We start from the raw sequence: 16,743 nt of genomic DNA, 5'->3' as shown, positions 1-16,743 counted from the left end.
GACGTCAGGGGCGCACGGCCTCCAGCGCTTCGGCGACGGCGGTGTGGAAGCGGGCGTGTTCCCTTGCGCTGGGCGGCAGTTCAGGGTTCCAGGAGAGCGTGGGGACACGTCGTCCCAGGGCGTCCCCCAGGGGCGACGCGTTGCCTCGTACGTCGGTGAGGACGAGGTCGGGCTCCAGCGCTGCCGCCTCGGCCCAGGTCGTCGTGGACCAGTTCGCGCCCTGCCCCGGCGCGGGGTCCACCAGGCCGACGCCGAACCCGGCGAGCGCGGCGAGGTCGGGCCAGGCGTAGGGCCTCGCCAGATGGACGGAGTCGGGGCCCGCCGGGGAGAGGGCGAGCACGCGTGAGCGTGCGGGGCCCGCGGCCGATGCGGTCAACCGACGCTCGGCGGCGGCGAGTTCGGTGGCCGCATCGGCGTCCGGGGCGGCTCCCAGGCTCCGTGCCAGGGCGGTGAGGCGTTCCCTGATCCCGGTGAGGCTGCGGCCGCCGCCGACGTCGAGCACGACGAGCGGGACCTGCTCCTCCAGGTGCTTGGCGGCCTCCGGGTCGATGCCGTAGACCTGGCCGCCGCCGTAGGTGAGCGCCACGACGAGGTCGGGCCCGGCGGCGAGGAGGGCGTCGAGGTCCAGTTCGGGGCCCGCGCCGAAGTAGGGGAGGTCCGCGAGGGGAAGGCTGCCCGTCTTGGCCGGGTCGGGCAGGGCCGGGTCGTCGTGCGCGGAGCCGAAGACACCGGCGGGCCGGATGCCGTGGTCGTGCAGCGCCGCACCGGTCGGCACGTAGGCGACCAGCCGGGACGGGCGGCGCGCGGCCCTCACCAGGTGATCCCTGTCGTCGGTGAACTCCCACTCCCTGTCCGTGTGTTGTGCCATGATCTCCGACTCCTCCTGCCGTCCCGCGCCACGACCTGCCCCGCCGTGGCCGTCCCGGTGCTACCTGCCCGGACGCACCCCGGAGTACACGGACCCGGGCGCTCGCGCCGTGGTCAGGGCCGATCGCCTACGCCCGGGGCACCGGGTGCTCCGCCGGTCGGCCTAGTCCTGGAGCCGGTACCGATCCCGGTCGTGCGACAGATGCGGGGCCGGGGCGCGCCTTCGTAACTTCGTCGGTGTCAAGAGCGAGCACCGAGCCGGGGAGACAGACATGAGCGACACCCAGCAGACCGTCCGAAGGACCCACAAGGACGAGCGGGTCGGGGGGCCGGGACTCCTGAAGGTGGCCGTCATCATCGCGAGCACCCGGGAGGGCCGCTTCGCGCCCACCATCGCCGACTGGTTCACCGGGCAGACCGCGCAGCGCCACGATCTGGACGTCGACGTGATCGACCTGGCCGAGGCGCGCCTGCCGGACGAGCTGTCCCAGCGGCCGGGCCCGGAGGTCGCCGAGGTCGGCGCGCGACTGGCCGCGGCCGACGCGTTCGTCGTCATCACGCCCGAGTACAACCACAGCTTCCCCGCGTCGCTGAAGACCGCGATCGACTGGCACTACGAGGAATGGCGTGCCAAGCCAGTGGGCTTCGTCAGTTACGGCGGCCTCTCGGGCGGCCTGCGCGCCGTCGAGCACCTGCGGCAGGTCTTCGCCGAGCTGCACGCGGTGACCGTCCGCGACACCGTGAGCTTCCACGGCGTGTGGAGCTGCTTCGACGAGTCCGGTGAGCCGACCGATCCGACCGGCCCGGAGACCGCAGCCAAGACGATGCTCGACCAGCTCACGTGGTGGGGCCGCACCCTGCGCGACGGCAAGACCGTCCGCCCCTACGCCGCCTGACCGCATCACCACCCAGCCGCATCGACCAGGGAGTTGGCATGAAGATGACCGCCGCCGCACTGACCGCCCACGGACCGCCGGAGGTCCTGCGGCCGACGGAGCTCGACGCTCCGGAGCCGGGCCCCGGTGAGGTGCGGGTCCGGGTCAGGGCCGCCGGGGTCCAGCCGTTCGACCTGGGGGTGCGGGAGGGCTGGGTGCCGCCGGGCGCCGAGCCCGGGTTCCCGGTCGTCCCCGGCAACGAGTTCGCGGGCGTCGTGGATCTGATCGGCGAGGGAGTCGGCGACTTCGCACCCGGCGACGAAGTTCTCGGATACTCCCTGCTCGGCGGATACGCCCAGTACGCGGCCGTACCCGCCGAACAACTGGTCCACAAACCGGCCGCCATGCCGTGGACGGTCGCGGGCGGCTTCTCCGGCAACGGCCAGGGCGCCCACCTGGCCCTCTCCCACCTGCGCGTACGTTCCGGGGACACCGTCCTGATCGGCGCGGCGGCCGGTGCGCTCGGCACGTTCGCCGTGCAGTTGGCGCGGGCCTGGGGCGCCACGACCGTCATCGGCACGGCGAGCGAGGCCAACCACGACCACCTGCGGGCGCTCGGTGCGGTCCCCGTGACGTACGGCGAGGGACTCGTCGACCGGATCCGCGCCGTCGCGCCGGACGGCGTGGACGCGGCGCTCGACGCGGCGGGGCCGGAGGGGCTGCGGGCCGCCGTGGCCGTGGCCAAGGACCGCGACCGGGTCGTCACGATGGTCGCCACGGAGGAGGCGGCACGCCTCGGGCTGCCCGACTGGGGCGGGACCAGGTCCGCGGCCCGGCTGGCCGAACTCACCGCACTGTACGAGAAGGGCGCGGTCGACGTGCACCTGCGCGCGACGTTCCCGCTGGCGCGGGCGGCCGACGCACACCGCCTCGTGGCCACGCGGCACGGCCGGGGCAAGGTGGTCCTGACGGTCGACTGATGCCGACCGCCCCTGCGTCACCTGCGCAGCCAGTGCCCCGCGCCCTTCACCCAGTCGGCGAACAGGGCCTCGTCGCCGAGGACTTCGATGCCGTCGGCGGGGGTCGGCGAGCGGCGCAGGTAGAGGAGGAGCAGGAGGTCGGTGAGCGGGCCCCGTACGGCAGTGGTCGCCTTCTTGTGGCCGTGAGACCACGTGATCGGGGTCCCGGTGAGGTCGATGAGCCACTCCCCCGTGCCGTCCGGGGCGTCCGTCGCGTGGAAGTGGAGCGTGCGATCGGGGCCGAGGAGCGCGTGCAGCTCGGCCTCCGACTCGTAGGCCTGGGGCAGGGTGCTGAACTCGAGCCACTCGTCGAGGCCGTCGAGCGCGACGTCCGCGTCGAGGGTGTACGTCCCGTCGACCGCCGCCGTCGCGTCGAAGCGGTGGACGACCGTCTCGTACGTCATGCGGCGGGCCCAGAAGAGCGGGGTGCCGCCCGGGGCGACGGTCCACACCTTCACCTCGGGGCCCGCCTCCCGCAGCGTGTCCGCGAACTGGGCGGCGCCTTCCGTGAGCCAGGCGGACAGCGCGGGGACGTCGTCGTCCGCTTCGGGGGTGACGAGGTTGACCTGTTCGTCCGGGACGGGTCCGGTGGCCCGGGTCCGGACGACCGTCTCGGCCCAGCGGTGCGCGCCGCCCACGTGCCGCAGCAGGTGGGCGAGGGTCCAGCCGGGGCAGCCCGGCACGGGCGCGGTGGCGTCCGCACCGGCGATGGCCGCGGTCAACTGGGCGGTCTGGTCGATGATTCGGTCGGCGTAGCGGTCGTGGACCGCGTGGAGGCTCGGACGCGTCATGGCGTCACCGTAGACCACGGACTGCAGCGTGCTCGGCACGAACCAGGGGCTGGCGAAGACGGCCGAGGGCGCGGGGCGCCGGGATGTCGGCCGGGAAGGCGTCGGTCTGTCGGTCATGCCGACGTCGCCAGGAACTGTGTCGCCGCCAGTTCCCCGTACAGGGGGTCCGCCGCCACGAGTTCGGCATGCGTGCCCACCGCGCGCACCTTCCCCGCGTCCATCACCACGATCCGGTCGGCGAGCGTCACCGTCGAAAGGCGGTGCGCCACGACCAGGACCGTGACCTCGCGGGACACCTCGGCCACCACGTCCCGCAGTGCCAGTTCATTCACCGCGTCCAGCTGCGAGGTCGCCTCGTCGAGCAGCAGCAGACGCGGCTTCCTGAGCAGCGCCCTGGCGATGGCCACCCGCTGCCGCTCGCCGCCGGACAGCTTGGAGCCCCGGTGGCCGACCACCGTGTCCAGGCCCTCGGGCAGCCGCTCGACCACGGCGTCGAGCCTGGCGCGCACCAGAACGTCCTGGACCTCGGCGTCGGTGGCGTCCGGCGCCGCGAAGAGGAGGTTCTCGCGCAGGGTGCCCGCGAGGACCGGGGCGTCCTGCTCCACGTACCCGATGGCGGCCCGCAGTGCGGCCAGCGGCCACTCCCGCACGTCCTTCCCGTCGACGAGGACCCGGCCGCCCGTCACCTCGTAGAACCGCTCGATCAGACCGAACACGGTGGTCTTGCCCGCGCCCGAAGGACCGACGAACGCCGTCATGCCCGGGCCCGGCACATCGAAGGTCACGCCGTGATGGACGTACGGGAGGTCGTCGCGGTAGCGGAAGGTCACGCCGTCGAAGACGACCGAGGCGGGACGGTCGGCGGTGGGGGCGGGCTTCTCCGTCTGTTCCGTCTGTTCCGTCTCCAGGCGTTCCGCCTGCACGATCCGGGCGATCGCCGCCGACCCCACCTGGTACTGCGACGCCGCCTCGACCAGGCGCGACACCGGGTCGATCAGATAGAAGAGGAAGAGCAGGAACGCCACCAGCGTCGAGACGGAGATCGCACCCGACGCGACGCGCGCGCCCCCGATCCCGAGCACCGCGAGGAACGACACCTGCACGGCGAGTCCGACCGAGCTCCACGCCACCGACTGCCACTTCGCCGACCGCACGCCGTGCCGCCACGCCTCCTGCGCGGCCGCCTCCACCGCGGCCGACTCGCGCTGCTCGGCACCGGAGGCCTTCAGCGTCCGGAAGGCGCCGAACGCCCGCTCCAGCGCGGTCGAGATCGTGCCCACCGCCTCCTGGGCGCGCTGCGTCGCCCGTGCGATCTTCGGCATGACGAGGGAGACCGCGCCGCCGATCAGCACGATCACACCGAGCGTGACGCCGAGCAGCACCGGGTCCATCAGCCCCATCATCACGATCGTCGCGATGAAGGTGAGCCCTCCGGAGGCCGCGGAGACCACGGACTGGGTCGTGACCGCCCGCAGCAACGTCGTGTCCGAGGTGACGCGCGACATCAGGTCGCCCGGCTGGGTCCGCTCCACCTCCCCGAGGCGCAGCCGCAGCAGCCGCCCGATCAGGGTGCGCCGGGCCGCAAGCACCACGGACTCGGCGGTGCGCTCCAGAACGTACGCGCCGACGGACTCGATCGCGGTGCCGATGACCACCAGCGCGGTGAGGAGCAGCAGGATTCCGGCGATCGAGTCGTCGCCACCGAGCCGGTCCACGAGCGACTTGGCCGCCAGGGGCTGGGCGAGGCCGGTCGCCGAGCCGATCAGCGTCAGGAAGGCGCCCAGGGCGACGGCGCCGCGGTGCGGGCGGAAGTGGCGGTACAGGGCGCGCCAGGTCTCCTTCGCGGGCAGCCGCTCGGGCTTCTCCGCGGCGTCCTGGGTTCCTGCGGGCGGCATGGGTCTCGGGGTGGGGGCTGCGTCGGTCACGTCGGACAGGACGCAGTGGGGCCTGATCCACCTGACTGACACCCCGACCGCCGTCGAACAGGAATGCGACAAGTCGCCGTCCCGCATGATTCGGTCCCGTACTTCACTACCCCGAATGCGGGAGGGGAGTTAGTCGATCAGCCGAAACCGGTGCAGTGACGATTCTGCACAGGGACGGTGGACGGTGACACGGGGCGGGCGAACGGGCTCGCGGTAGTGAACAACGCGAGCGGGAGTGGTGTGGCGTGCGGGTGTGGGGTCACTGGGAGGGCACCGGGCGGCCGGCGCGGTTCGGCCGGAGCGCGGGAGGCCTGGTCGGCAGGGCCGAGGAGTTGGGGGCGCTCCGCAGGATGCTCGCCCAGGGCAGGCTCGTCACCGTGGTGGGCGGTGCGGGGATCGGCAAGAGCCTGCTCGCCGAGCACGCGGCCGCCGCGGTGGGGAGCTCGATGCCGGACGGGGTGGTGCGGGTGCGGTGGTGGGACGGCGTTCCCGCGCGACGGCGTTCGGTGGCACAGACGGTGGCGGAGGCGTTGGACGGCGAGACGGGAGAAGCGGGAGAGGCGGGAGAGGCGGGAGATTCTCAAGAAGCGGCGAGCGCGGCGGGGCGGGCCGGGGCGGCCTTCGGGGTCGCGGCGCTCGTGGCGCGGCTGCGGTCGCGGCGGATGCTGGTGGTCCTGGACGACTTCGATCCGGTACGAGGAGAGTGCGTGCGCGTCGTACGGGCGCTCCTCGACGAGGCACCGGACGTGCGGGTCCTGAGCGCGGGACGCCATCCGCTGGGCCTAGGCGAGGAGACGGTGCTGCGGCTCGGGCCACTGGGGGGCGCGACGCGCAGCGGTGCCTCCGATGCCGCCGCCCCCGACCCCGACGCCTCGCTTGGCACCGGGCCTGCAGCGACGCTCTTCCTGGAGCGGATGCGGGCCGCCCGGCGCCGCGCGGGCCACGAGGGGCCGCCCCGCGGGCGCCCCGTTCCCCCGCCCGGCGAGCACGTGGACGAGCTGCGTCTCGCGGACGACATCTGCCGACGGCTCGAAGGCATGCCGCTGGCCATCGAGTTGGCGGCGGCGCAGGCGGTGCAGTACTCACTGCCGCAGCTCGCCAGGATGCTGGAGCCCGCGCAGGGCTGGCTCGGGGTGGCGGACGCCCCGCTGCGCAGGCACCGGTCGCTGCGCGCCGCCGTGGGCGCCGGGTACGCGCTGTGCGGCTCGGCGGAGCGGACCGTATGGGCCCGGCTCAGCGTGTTCGCCGGGAGCTTCGACGAGGACGCGGCCGCCTATGTGTGCTCGGGCGGCGGCCTAGACGCCCAGGACGTGCCTGCCTCGCTGGCCCGCCTGGTGCTCGCCTCGGTCCTGGAGCCGGTCCGCGATCCGGGCGGCGTGCTCGCCCCGCGCTACCGGATGCCCGCCGCGGTCCGCGGGTTCGGGGCCGAGCGGCTGCAGTCCGCCGGGGAGACGGCCGCGGCCGTCAGCCGCCATCTGTACTGGTACGGCCATGTCGCCTCCACCGCGCACCACTTGTGGAGCACCGGGCTGCACGAACGTGCCGCCTCGCTCGTCCGCGACGAGGAGACCGACCTGCGCGCCGCCCTCACCCGGGAGCCGAGCGGCGCCGACCCGGCGTCGGCGACGCTCGCGCTCGCGGTGGACCTGTGGTTCTGGTGGGCGGTGTGCGGCCACGCCGAGGAGGGGCGCGCCCTGCTGGGCCGGTTGCTGCCGCTCGCCCGGACCGATACGCGGGTGTGCGGGCAGGCGCTGTGGCTGGCCGGTTGGCTCGCCGTGTGCACCGACTCTCCGGAGGCCGCCGAACTGCTCGGCCAGGCCTGGCGCGTGGCCCTGCTCGCCGGGGACGACGCCACCGTCGGGCGCGTCTCGCACGTGCTGGGCGCGCTCGCCCTGGCGGACGGCAGGACCGAGCGGGCCATCGCCCATCTGCGGGAGGCTGCCGACACCATTCCCGTGCACGCCGAGCACGGTCCGCCCGCCGCCGTCAGCTGGGCGCTGCTGGCCGTGGCGCAGGCCAGGGTGCGGCCCGCCGACGCGTGGCGCAGCGTACGCCGTGCCTCGGCGGGGCCGCAGCCGCGGCACGACCTGTGGACGCGTTCCATGACGCAGTACGCGCAGGCGCTCCTCGACCACTTACGGGGGCGCCGCAGCCGGGCCTGGCGCCGGGCGCACAAGGCGCTGGCAGGCGCCCTCGGTGTCGCGGGAGCTTCCACGAGCTTCGGCGACGGCAGCGGTAGCGGTGCAGGTGAGGTCCGCGCCGTGGCCTCCATGGCAGGACCACCTGGCGCCGCACTCATCCACCAACTGATCGCCGAAATCGAGTCGGGCCCGCCGTCTACGAGCCGGTCCGGCTGACGTCGTCGAAGTCGGTGGAGGCCGACAGCTCGGCCCATGCCACCATGTCGCGCTCGAACACGTCGCGTCCGGCCCGGACGAGCCGAAGCGCGTCGTTGCCCAGCAGCAGCCGCGTCGGCGGCTGGTCGGCCGCCACGATGCGCAGCACCGCGGCCGCGGCCTTGTCCGGGTCGCCCGGCTGGGTCCCGCTGCCGTTGACGCGCCGGGCGCGCAACGGCTCGAACAGCTCGTCGTAGTCGGCGATCGCACGGGGTGCGCGGATCATCGAGCGGCCGGACCAGTCGGTGCGGAAACTGCCCGGCTCGACGGCGGTGACGTGGATGCCGAAATCGGCGACCTCCTTGCCGAGCGTTTCGAGGATGCCCTCCACCGCGAACTTGCTGCCGTGGTAGAAGCTCAGGCCCGGCATGGTGATCAGCCCGCCCATTGAGGTGACGGCGATGATGTGGCCGCGGCGGCGCTTCCGCAGGTGCGGCAGCACGGCCTTGATCACCGCCACGGTTCCGTAGACGTTCACCTCGAACTGACGGCGGAGGTCAGCCATCGACGACTCCTCGAAGAGGCCGTCATGGCCGTACCCGGCGTTGGCGACGAGGACGTCGACCGGGCCCAGGTCGCGCTCGGTCTCCGCCACGACCGTGTCCACCGCGTCGTGGTCGGTCACGTCCAGGATGCGGGCGTGCGCGTCGCCGTCGAGCGCCTCGAAGGCCCGTGCGTCGGCGGGCGTGCGCACCGTGCCCACCACCCGGTGGCCCGCGGCCAGCGCCGCGCGTCCGAGTGCGCGGCCAAGGCCGGTGCTGACGCCGGTGATCAGGAATGTCTTGGTGTCCGACACAGGAGTTCCCTTCGTACGATGCGAACGGAGGCCGACCCGGGGCGGTGCGGCCCCGGTCGGTCTCGACACGTTCCACTTCAGCACCGGAATCGGCTGCTGATCGGCTTCAGGGGGGTCCGCTTCACCCCGGGGACAGCCGGACCGGGGGACTGCCGGTCCCCCCTTCGCGGGCCGTCGGAGCGATCTTGGGCCGTATCGTGAACGGCATGGACCGCAACGCAGCTCTCGGTGAGTTCCTCCGCTCCCGGCGGGCCCGGATCACGCCGCGCCAGGCGGGCCTGTCCGACGACGGCGGCGCTCGGCGCGTGCCGGGACTGCGCCGCGAAGAGGTCGCGCAACTGGCGGGCGTGAGCGTCGACTACTACGTGCGCCTGGAACGCGGCCGCCGACTCAACGTCTCCGAGACCGTCCTCGACGCCATCTCCCGCGCGCTACACCTCGATCCCGTCGAACGCACCCATCTGTTCCAGCTCGCCAAGCCCGCCGCGGGCAGGCCCCGCCGCACGGCGACGCGTCCGCAGCCGGTCCGCCCCGGGCTGCGCGACCTGCTCCGGATCCTCGAGCACACCCCCGCCCTCGTGCTGGGGCGGCGACTGGACGTCCTTGCGTCCAACCGGATGGCACGTGCGCTGCTCACCGACTTCGACGCGCTGCCGCACCGCGAGCGGAACCTGGTGCGGTTCATGTTCTGCGACGGGACCGCCCGGTCGCTGTACACCCACTGGAGCACCCACGCCCAGGACATCGTCGCCTCGCTCCGGCGCGACGCCGGACGCCATCCCCACGATCCGCTGCTTGCCGAACTCGTCGGCGAACTCTCGATCGCGGACGAGGACTTCCGCACCTGGTGGGCCGACCAGAACGTGCATCGGCACACGCACGGCAGCAAACACTTCCACCACCCGGTCGTCGGCCCGCTCACCCTCAACTACGAGTCCCTCACCCTGCCCGCCGACCCGGACCAGCGGCTGAGTGTCTACACCGCCGAGGAAGGCTCCAGCTCCGAAGAGGCACTTCGGCTCCTGGCCTCTCAGGTGGCCAGGTCCAGCCATTCCCCGACGGCCAAGACGCGTGCGCGCCCTCCCGCGTGCGCGCAGAACTCGCCCTCCGGGTCGGAGCTCTCGACGTAGCCCGGAATCTTGTCCGGCTGCTCCGTCTCGTAGCGCATCGGCACTGCGTACCGGGCGTCGAGGATCTCCGCGGCCGCGGCGGCCTGCCTCGGGTCCAGCGCGGCGGGCAGCGGGCTCGGCGGCTGCAGGTGCGGAGCGTCGACCACCGCGCCGTTGGCGGGCAGGAACGCCGCGTCGAACGGGCCGAACCGGCGCGCGACGAGCCACCAGAAGCCGTGGAACATCGTGTCGCCGCCGTGGAAGACCCGCTGCCCGTCGGCCTGCACCACCCAGTTCAGCTGCGGGTCGCCGAGCCCATCGACGGCGGGGACCGCGGTGACGCCGAACGGCCCGAATTCGCGGGTGGACCAGACATCCACGACCTCGGCGGCCAGCCCGTGCAGGGCCAGTTCGCGCTCGGCCGCCAGCGTCGTCACGTTGTCCACGTCGTCGCCGTGGCCGGGTGCCGGTCGCAGCACCGGTGCTCCCGGCGGCAGGGCGCCCGCGAGCGCGGCCGCGTCGGTGTGGTCCCGGTGCAGGTGGGTGACCAGTGCGGCGGTGGCCTTCCCGCTCGGCACCGCAAGACCCTCGCCGGGCTGCCACCCCGTGAACAGCGGTGAGAGGTCCCGCACGTAGTCGATCAACAGCCGCTTGCCGTCTGCCTCTATCTCCAGTCCGGCCCAGCCCAGTCGTCGCACCCGCATGTCGCACTCCTTCACTCCGGTAGGTGCCGCGAAATTTAGCGTACGATCGTTCGCCATATCAATAGCGAACGGCCGTACGCTATCTTCGTCGCATGTCACCACGACGCTCAGCGGCCGAAGCGCAGGCCACCAGGGGCCGGATCCTCGACCGTGCCGCCGAGATCGCCTCCGAGGAAGGCCTCGACGGCATCACCATCGGCCGGCTCGCCGAGGAGCTGGAGATGAGCAAGTCCGGGGTGCACAAGCACTTCGGCACCAAGGAGACGCTGCAGATCTCCACGCTGGACAAGGCGTTCGTGGACTTCTGGCACCGGGTGGTCGAGCCCGCGCTGACCGAGCCCCCGGGACTGCGGCGGCTGCGCGGGGTGTGCGCCAACTCCGTGGACTACCTCGAGTCACCCCTGCTGCCCGGCGGCTGCCTGATGACCGCGGCGCTCACGGAGTACGACGGCCGCCCCGGCCGGGTCCGCGACGCGGTGGCCGAGGTGTGGTCGCGCTGGCGGGAACAACTGCGGGCGGATCTGACCGCGGCGGTGGAGAACGGCGAACTACCGGCCGGGTTCGACATCGACCAGGCGCTGTTCGAGATCGTCGCCGCCGGGCTGGCACTGAATGCGGCCATGCAGCTCCAGCACGACCAGGCTGCCGCGGGCCGGGCCCGCCGCGCGATCGAACGGGCCCTGGACCAGTCCTGACCGCGTTCTCGCCGACCTACTGAACCAGAGCCGGCGCATCGCCTCAGCTGCGCCGCGTGCCGAGCAGGCCGCCCAACTTCTCCGCCTCCGGACCTCCGCCACTTCTGCTCCGGAGGCTCACCGCTGCTCTTTTCCCTGGGAGCAGACGTGAACATCGCACTCGACCTCCGGCCATGGGCCGAAACGGGAAAGATCCGCCGCACTGGACACCATTCGGTTCTTTTCCACCTCGGCGCGGAAGATGTCGCACCGCACACCAGCGGCGCATCGGCCTGGACACCTGTCGTCGGAACCGTCGCGCTGATCGGCATTGCCTGCATCGGCTGGTGGCTCGCTCGCAGGTACCGTCGCGAGGATCATCGGCGTGCTGACGATCAACGGCACGACGATCGTCAGCGGGAAGATCTGGCCTTCGAACGCCGACTGCTCGAAGCGGCCGACCTTCAGATGCGCATGCTGTCCCGGCTGGAACACACGGCAAGTCAATGTGATCTGACACGTCTGCAGGAACTCCAGGCGCGCTTCGATCGCGTGGCCGACCGAGGTCCTGGTCCTCTCCGACGCCCCTTCGCCGTCGTGGGCGAATCCATGGACGCCTACATCGCCACCGCCGTCCCAACGGCTGCTGAGGCGATGGTGGTCTACTACCGGGCCTCCGGGCCCGACGAGGTGCCGATGGACTGGGATCTGGCGACCCTCCTCAAGTGCGCCGAGCGACAGGGGCGGGCCGCCACCGCCCTCGTGAACGCAATCGAAGTCGCCGAACAAGCCGTCGGCGACATGTGTGCGGACTGACCGTCGCTCGGTTCGCGCTGGCGGCCCGGCCTCCCCATCCCCGTCGACGCCGTCACCTCACCGTGCCCCCCGCCCCTCCAGCACCACCTGCCAGTCCGGCACCCCGGGCATCGCCGACTCGGTTCGTGACGGTGTCGTACGGCGTCGGCCGCCGCGGGCGAAGAAGTCGGCGAGGGGCAGCGTCGCCGCGCCCACGGTGACCGCGTCGGGGCCGAGTTGGCCGAGGTCGACCGTAGCGCGGGCGGCGGGGTGGCGCAGTGCGTACGCCTCGGTGTACTGGCGGACGGCGGGCAGCAGGTGCGGGCCGAGCTGGAGTCCTGCCCAGCCGCCGACGAGGACGCGTTCGGGGCCGAAGAGGTTGACGAGGTCGGAGATGCCCGCGCCCAGGTACTCGGCGGTCTCGTCAAGGACGGTCACGGCGACGGGGTCAGGCGTGCCGCCGTCCCCCGGGTGCGCCGCCGCCAGCAGGGCACTCACCCCGGTCTCCTCGTCGGCGCCGGGCGGCAGCACGCCGCCCGCCTCCTGCCAGCGCGCGAGGAGCGCTTCCGCCCCCGCGTATGCCTCCAGGCAGCCCCGCGCCCCGCAGCGGCAGCGGCGGCCGCGGACGCTCACGGTCAAGTGGCCCCACTCGGCGGGCCCGCCGCGCGCCCCGCCGTGGATGACGCCACCGGTGACGACGCACGCGCCGACTCCGGAGCCGATCAGCACGATCGCCGCGTCGCGCGCGCCGCGGCCGCCGCCGAACCACATCTCGGCCTGGCCGAGGGCCCGGGCTCCGTTGTCGACGAAGTAGGCCGTGTCAGCGGGGAGTTGGATCGTCTCGCGCAGCATGCGTTCCAGCGGGACGGCGTCCCAGCCGATGGTCTGGCCGTGCACCACCGTGCCGCCGGAGTCGGCTGCGTCGGCTGTGTCGGTCGTGTCATCGCGGTCGACGATGCCGGGCACGCCGACGCCCACCCCGATCAGGGATCCGCCTCGCTCGATGCCCGCCTCCGCCGCCACCTCCGCCACGCCGTCCGCGATGTGCCGGACGATCGTCTCCACGTCGTGCCCGGTGGCCGTCAACGGGTGTTCGGTGCGGGCCAGTTCCGTCAACGCCAGGTCGAAGGCCTCCACGCGGACCCGCGTCTCCCCCACGTCGACGCCGATGAGGCGGCCGCTGGACGGGGCGACGCGCAGCAGGGTGCGTGGGCGGCCGCCGTCCGACTCGACGCTGCCCGCCTCCTCCAGGAGCCCGTCGGCGGTGAGTTCGGCGACGACGTTGCTCACGGAGCCCGAACTGAGTCCGGTCGCGGGACCGAGCGCCTGACGGCTCATCGGCCCGCCGAAATACAACCGTTGCAACACCGAGGCGCGGTTGCCCACGCGCAGGTCGCGCACCGTTCGACTGCTCCGCTCGGCCATGTGGCTCCTCTCCGATCGGCAACATACCCGTGCGCGACCCCTTGACGCGACTTTCTCTCAGGTTTTAACTCACGTCCTAAATTAAGTCGTGAATTCGTTCAGACCTCGAACTCGGCGCTCCCATACGCCTGTTCTCATTCCCGCTCATCCACCACGAAAGGGACGGATCCGCCATGCGCAGACTCCGAGCCGTGGCAACTCTTGCCACCGTGACCGCTCTCACCGGTGCCACCCTCACGGCCTGCGGCGGCGGCACGAGCACGGGCGGCGAAGGCAGCAACGCCTCGCCCAAGACGCTCACGTACTGGGCCTCCAACCAGGGGCCGAACATCGCGGCGGACAAGAAGATCCTCACGCCCGAGCTGAAGAAGTTCGAGCAGCAGACGGGGATCAAGGTCAAGCTGGAGGTCATCCCCTGGTCCGACCTCCTCAACCGGATCCTCGCGGCGACCACGTCCGGCCAGGGCCCCGACGTCCTCAACATCGGCAACACCTGGTCGTCCTCGCTCCAGGCCACCGGTGCCCTCCTGCCCTGGGACGCGAAGAACTTCGCGGCGATCGGCGGCAAGAACCGCTTCGTCGACGCGGCGCTCGGCTCGACCGGCACCGCGGGCAAGGACCCGGCGGCGGTGCCGCTGTACTCACTCTCGTACGCCCTCTACTACAACAAGGCGATGTTCAAGGAGGCGGGCATCAGCAAGCCTCCGGCCACCTGGGACGAGCTGGTGGCCGACGGCAAGAAGCTCTCCAAGGGCGGCAAGTGGGCGCTGGGTGCGGAGGGTTCGAACCTGGTGAACAACATCCACCAGGCCTTCGCCCTCGGCAAGCAGCACGGCGCGGACTTCTTCGACGCGCAGGGCAAGCCGACGTTCACCTCGCACGGTGCCGTGTCCGCCGTGAAGCAGTACGTCGACTTCATGGCCAAGGACAAGATCATCGCGCCGGGCAACGCCGAGTACGCGCAGAACCAGTCGCTGCGGGACTTCGCCCAGGGCAAGACTGCGATGGTGCTGTGGCAGGCCGCGGCGACCACGTTCGAGGCGCAGGGCATGAAGCCCGACGAGTGGGGGGTCGCCCCCGTGCCCGTGGCCTCCGGCAAGCCCGGCGCGGAACGGCAGGTCAACTCGATGGTCGCGGGCATCAACCTCGCGGTCTTCAAGAACACCGACAACCTCGACGGCGCCCGCAAGTTCGTGAAGTTCATGACGAGCGACGCCGAACAGGCCCACCTCAACAAGGCGTACGGGTCGATCCCGCCGGTCACCGCCGCGCAGCAGGACGCGGCCTTCGACCGGGCCGACACCGCCGTCCTGCGCGACACGCTCCGCAAGAGCGCCGCGCCGCTGCCGCAGGTGCCGAACGAGTCGCAGTTCGAGACGTCGGTGGGCACGGCCATAAAGAAGCTGTTCGCCGACGCGGCGGCGGGCAGGGCGGTCACCACGGATTCCGTGCTGGCCGAGCTGTCCAAGGCGCAGCAGCAGATGCCGAAGAGCTGAGAGCCGCCCCGTGACCACCCTCACCGAACCCCCCGCCGCCAAGGAGCAGGCGCCGCCCGCGGGCAAGCGCCCCTCGCGGCTGCGCCTGCCCGCCCGCCTGCGCCGCGTCTCGCTCCCCTACCTCCTGTTGCTCCCCGCGCTGCTCCTCGAACTCGTCGTCCATCTGGTGCCGATGGCCGTCGGCATCGTGATGAGCTTCAAGGAGCTCACGCAGTTCTTCATCCGCGACTGGGGCGCCGCCCCCTGGACGGGCCTGGACAACTACAAGCTGTCCGTGGACTTCGACGCCCCGGTCGGCGAGGCGCTGCTGCACTCCTTCTACGTCACCGTCGCGTTCACCGTGCTGTCCGTGGGCCTGTGCTGGCTGATCGGCACGGCCGCCGCGGTCTTCATGCAGGAGCACTTCCGCGGCCGCGGTCTGCTGCGGGCCGTCTTCCTCATCCCGTACGCGCTGCCGGTCTACGCGGCAGTCATCACCTGGTCGTTCATGTTCCAGCGCGACACCGGGCTGATCAACCACGTCCTGCACGACCAGTTGGGGCTCACCGACAGCCGCCCGTTCTGGCTCATCGGCGACAACAGCTTCGTCGCCCTGCTGACCGTCTCGGTGTGGAAGGGCTGGCCGTTCGCCTTCCTCATCGTCATGGCGGGGCTGCAGAACATCCCCAAGGAGCAGTACGAGGCGGCGGCGATCGACGGGGCCGGGATGTGGCAGCAGGTGCGGCGCATCACGCTGCCGTCGCTGCGGCCGGTGAACCAGGTCCTGGTCCTGGTGCTGTTCCTGTGGACGTTCAACGACTTCAACACGCCGTACGTCCTGTTCGGCAAGTCGGCGCCCGAGGCCGCCGACCTCATCTCCATCCACATCTACCAGTCGTCGTTCGTCACCTGGAACTTCGGCACGGGCTCCGCCATGTCGGTCCTGCTGCTGCTCTTCCTGCTCCTGGTGACGGCCGGGTATCTGCTGGTGACCTCGCGGGGAAGGAAGACCGCCGATGTCTAGGCGCTCGTCCAGGCGCTCACCGATGGCCGCGCCGCGTTCGTTCCTGTGGTCGCGGCGGATCTTCCTGACGCTGCTGGCCGGTTTCGTGCTGCTGCCCGTGTACGTGATGGTGAGCAGCTCCCTCAAGCCGCTGCAGGACGTGTCCGGCTCGTTCCGCTGGATGCCCACCGGGTTCACCGTGCGGCCGTACTTCGACATCTGGAAGACGGTGCCGCTGGCCGACTACTTCATGAACTCGCTGATCGTGGCGGGCGCGGCGACGGTGTGCTCGGTGGTCATCGCGGTGTTCGCCGCGTATGCGGTCAGCCGCTACCGCTTCCGCGGCAAGCGGGTGTTCACCGTGACCGTCCTGTCGACGCAGATGTTCCCGGGCATCCTCTTCCTGCTGCCGCTCTTCCTCATCTACGTGAACGTCGGCAACGCCACGGGCATCGCGCTGTTCGGCTCGCGTGCCGGGCTCATCCTCACGTACCTCACCTTCTCGCTGCCCTTCTCCATCTGGATGCTGATCGGATACTTCGACTCGGTGCCGCGGGAGCTGGACGAGGCGGCGCTCGTCGACGGCTGCGGGCCGCTGCGCGCCCTGTTCCGTGTCGTGGTGCCCGCCGCGATCCCCGGCATCGTCGCCGTCGCCGTCTACGCCTTCATGACCGCGTGGGGCGAGGTCCTCTTCGCCTCGGTCATGACCAACGACGCCACGCGCACCCTCGCCGTGGGCCTGCAGGGCTACGCCACCCAGAACGACGTGTACTGGAACCAGGTCATGGCCGCCTCCCTCGTCGTGAGCATCCCTGTAGTCGCCGGTTTCCTCCTCCTGCAGCGGTATCTCGTCGCCGGGCTCACCGCAGGAGCCGTCAAGTGACCCTCC

At 71.9% G+C, this 16,743-nt stretch carries 15 protein-coding genes; 9 read left to right on the top strand and 6 right to left on the bottom strand.

Translation table 11 applies throughout. The features are described 5' to 3' along the window. Positions 1-4: 4 nt before the first annotated feature. Entirely contained in the window at positions 5-868 is an 864-nt protein-coding gene (locus ABZV77_RS14985) for an ABC transporter substrate-binding protein (RefSeq protein WP_356255667.1), read from the bottom strand. Between the two features lie 271 nt (positions 869-1,139). On the opposite strand from ABZV77_RS14985, the gene ABZV77_RS14980 reads away from it, so the two are divergent. Continuing rightward, the gene (locus tag ABZV77_RS14980; RefSeq protein ID WP_356255665.1) at positions 1,140-1,763 is read left to right on the top strand and encodes an NAD(P)H-dependent oxidoreductase; all 624 of its coding nucleotides are present in this window, start codon (positions 1,140-1,142) and stop codon (positions 1,761-1,763) included. Between the two features lie 38 nt (positions 1,764-1,801). Continuing rightward, complete coding sequence (locus ABZV77_RS14975; protein ID WP_356255662.1) at positions 1,802-2,722, top strand: NADP-dependent oxidoreductase; 921 nt, start codon at positions 1,802-1,804, stop codon at positions 2,720-2,722. Between the two features lie 17 nt (positions 2,723-2,739). On the opposite strand, the gene ABZV77_RS14970 is transcribed toward ABZV77_RS14975, so the two are convergent. Beyond that, a complete protein-coding gene (locus tag ABZV77_RS14970; protein ID WP_356255659.1) occupies positions 2,740-3,552 on the bottom strand; it encodes a maleylpyruvate isomerase family mycothiol-dependent enzyme in 813 nt (270 codons plus the stop codon). A gap of 113 nt (positions 3,553-3,665) precedes the next feature. Next, entirely contained in the window at positions 3,666-5,447 is a 1,782-nt protein-coding gene (locus ABZV77_RS14965) for an ABC transporter ATP-binding protein (protein ID WP_356255656.1), read from the bottom strand. Between the two features lie 275 nt (positions 5,448-5,722). Here ABZV77_RS14965 and ABZV77_RS14960 point away from each other — a divergent pair, with 275 nt between their 5' ends. Beyond that, positions 5,723-7,834: an AAA family ATPase gene (locus tag ABZV77_RS14960; protein WP_356255654.1), complete on the top strand. Its 2,112-nt coding sequence runs from the start codon at positions 5,723-5,725 to the stop codon at positions 7,832-7,834. Here the strand turns inward: ABZV77_RS14960 and ABZV77_RS14955 are convergent. After that, on the bottom strand, positions 7,815-8,669 hold the full coding sequence (locus tag ABZV77_RS14955; protein WP_356255651.1) for an oxidoreductase: 855 nt from the start codon (positions 8,667-8,669) through the stop codon (positions 7,815-7,817). The genes ABZV77_RS14960 and ABZV77_RS14955 overlap by 20 nt on opposite strands. A gap of 206 nt (positions 8,670-8,875) precedes the next feature. Between ABZV77_RS14955 and ABZV77_RS14950 the strand changes: the two genes are divergently transcribed. Beyond that, the gene (locus ABZV77_RS14950) at positions 8,876-9,799 is read left to right on the top strand and encodes a helix-turn-helix transcriptional regulator (RefSeq protein WP_356255648.1); all 924 of its coding nucleotides are present in this window, start codon (positions 8,876-8,878) and stop codon (positions 9,797-9,799) included. On the opposite strand, the gene ABZV77_RS14945 is transcribed toward ABZV77_RS14950, so the two are convergent. Beyond that, the gene (locus tag ABZV77_RS14945; protein WP_356255645.1) at positions 9,700-10,482 is read right to left on the bottom strand and encodes an MBL fold metallo-hydrolase; all 783 of its coding nucleotides are present in this window, start codon (positions 10,480-10,482) and stop codon (positions 9,700-9,702) included. The two genes, ABZV77_RS14950 and ABZV77_RS14945, sit on opposite strands and share 100 nt — an antisense overlap. Before the next feature lie 92 nt (positions 10,483-10,574). On the opposite strand from ABZV77_RS14945, the gene ABZV77_RS14940 reads away from it, so the two are divergent. Next, complete coding sequence (locus ABZV77_RS14940; RefSeq protein ID WP_356255642.1) at positions 10,575-11,177, top strand: TetR/AcrR family transcriptional regulator; 603 nt, start codon at positions 10,575-10,577, stop codon at positions 11,175-11,177. A gap of 147 nt (positions 11,178-11,324) precedes the next feature. Next, positions 11,325-11,972, top strand: a complete 648-nt coding sequence (locus ABZV77_RS14935) for a hypothetical protein (RefSeq protein ID WP_356255639.1) — start codon at positions 11,325-11,327, stop codon at positions 11,970-11,972. A 57-nt stretch (positions 11,973-12,029) separates the two neighbouring features. Here the strand turns inward: ABZV77_RS14935 and ABZV77_RS14930 are convergent, their stop codons facing one another. Next, positions 12,030-13,376, bottom strand: a complete 1,347-nt coding sequence (locus tag ABZV77_RS14930) for an ROK family protein (protein ID WP_356255636.1) — start codon at positions 13,374-13,376, stop codon at positions 12,030-12,032. A 173-nt stretch (positions 13,377-13,549) separates the two neighbouring features. On the opposite strand from ABZV77_RS14930, the gene ABZV77_RS14925 reads away from it, so the two are divergent. The 3 genes from ABZV77_RS14925 to ABZV77_RS14915 all read left to right on the top strand — a co-directional run bounded on the left by ABZV77_RS14925 (position 13,550) and on the right by ABZV77_RS14915 (position 16,737). After that, complete coding sequence (locus ABZV77_RS14925) at positions 13,550-14,872, top strand: sugar ABC transporter substrate-binding protein (protein ID WP_356255634.1); 1,323 nt, start codon at positions 13,550-13,552, stop codon at positions 14,870-14,872. A gap of 79 nt (positions 14,873-14,951) precedes the next feature. After that, positions 14,952-15,875, top strand: a complete 924-nt coding sequence (locus ABZV77_RS14920) for a sugar ABC transporter permease (RefSeq protein WP_356256077.1) — start codon at positions 14,952-14,954, stop codon at positions 15,873-15,875. A gap of 22 nt (positions 15,876-15,897) precedes the next feature. Further along, the gene (locus ABZV77_RS14915; protein WP_356255632.1) at positions 15,898-16,737 is read left to right on the top strand and encodes a carbohydrate ABC transporter permease; all 840 of its coding nucleotides are present in this window, start codon (positions 15,898-15,900) and stop codon (positions 16,735-16,737) included. The last annotated feature ends 6 nt before the right edge of the window (positions 16,738-16,743 follow it).

The organism is Streptomyces sp. NPDC004732 (assembly GCF_040609235.1).
GTDB lineage: Bacteria > Actinomycetota > Actinomycetes > Streptomycetales > Streptomycetaceae > Streptomyces.
The sequence above is the reverse complement of the archived record's forward strand: the minus strand, read 5'-3'. Positions and strand labels throughout refer to the sequence as shown.

Coding starts and splice junctions, on each gene's coding strand:
- ABZV77_RS14915 (WP_356255632.1), top strand. CDS start 15,898: ATGGCCGCGCCGCGTTCGTTCCTGTGGTCGCGGCGGATCTTCCTGACG.
- ABZV77_RS14965 (WP_356255656.1), bottom strand. CDS start 5,447: ATGCCGCCCGCAGGAACCCAGGACGCCGCGGAGAAGCCCGAGCGGCTG.
- ABZV77_RS14970 (WP_356255659.1), bottom strand. CDS start 3,552: ATGACGCGTCCGAGCCTCCACGCGGTCCACGACCGCTACGCCGACCGA.
- ABZV77_RS14975 (WP_356255662.1), top strand. CDS start 1,802: ATGAAGATGACCGCCGCCGCACTGACCGCCCACGGACCGCCGGAGGTC.
- ABZV77_RS14985 (WP_356255667.1), bottom strand. CDS start 868: ATGGCACAACACACGGACAGGGAGTGGGAGTTCACCGACGACAGGGAT.
- ABZV77_RS14930 (WP_356255636.1), bottom strand. CDS start 13,376: ATGGCCGAGCGGAGCAGTCGAACGGTGCGCGACCTGCGCGTGGGCAAC.
- ABZV77_RS14940 (WP_356255642.1), top strand. CDS start 10,575: ATGTCACCACGACGCTCAGCGGCCGAAGCGCAGGCCACCAGGGGCCGG.
- ABZV77_RS14980 (WP_356255665.1), top strand. CDS start 1,140: ATGAGCGACACCCAGCAGACCGTCCGAAGGACCCACAAGGACGAGCGG.
- ABZV77_RS14950 (WP_356255648.1), top strand. CDS start 8,876: ATGGACCGCAACGCAGCTCTCGGTGAGTTCCTCCGCTCCCGGCGGGCC.
- ABZV77_RS14925 (WP_356255634.1), top strand. CDS start 13,550: ATGCGCAGACTCCGAGCCGTGGCAACTCTTGCCACCGTGACCGCTCTC.
- ABZV77_RS14945 (WP_356255645.1), bottom strand. CDS start 10,482: ATGCGGGTGCGACGACTGGGCTGGGCCGGACTGGAGATAGAGGCAGAC.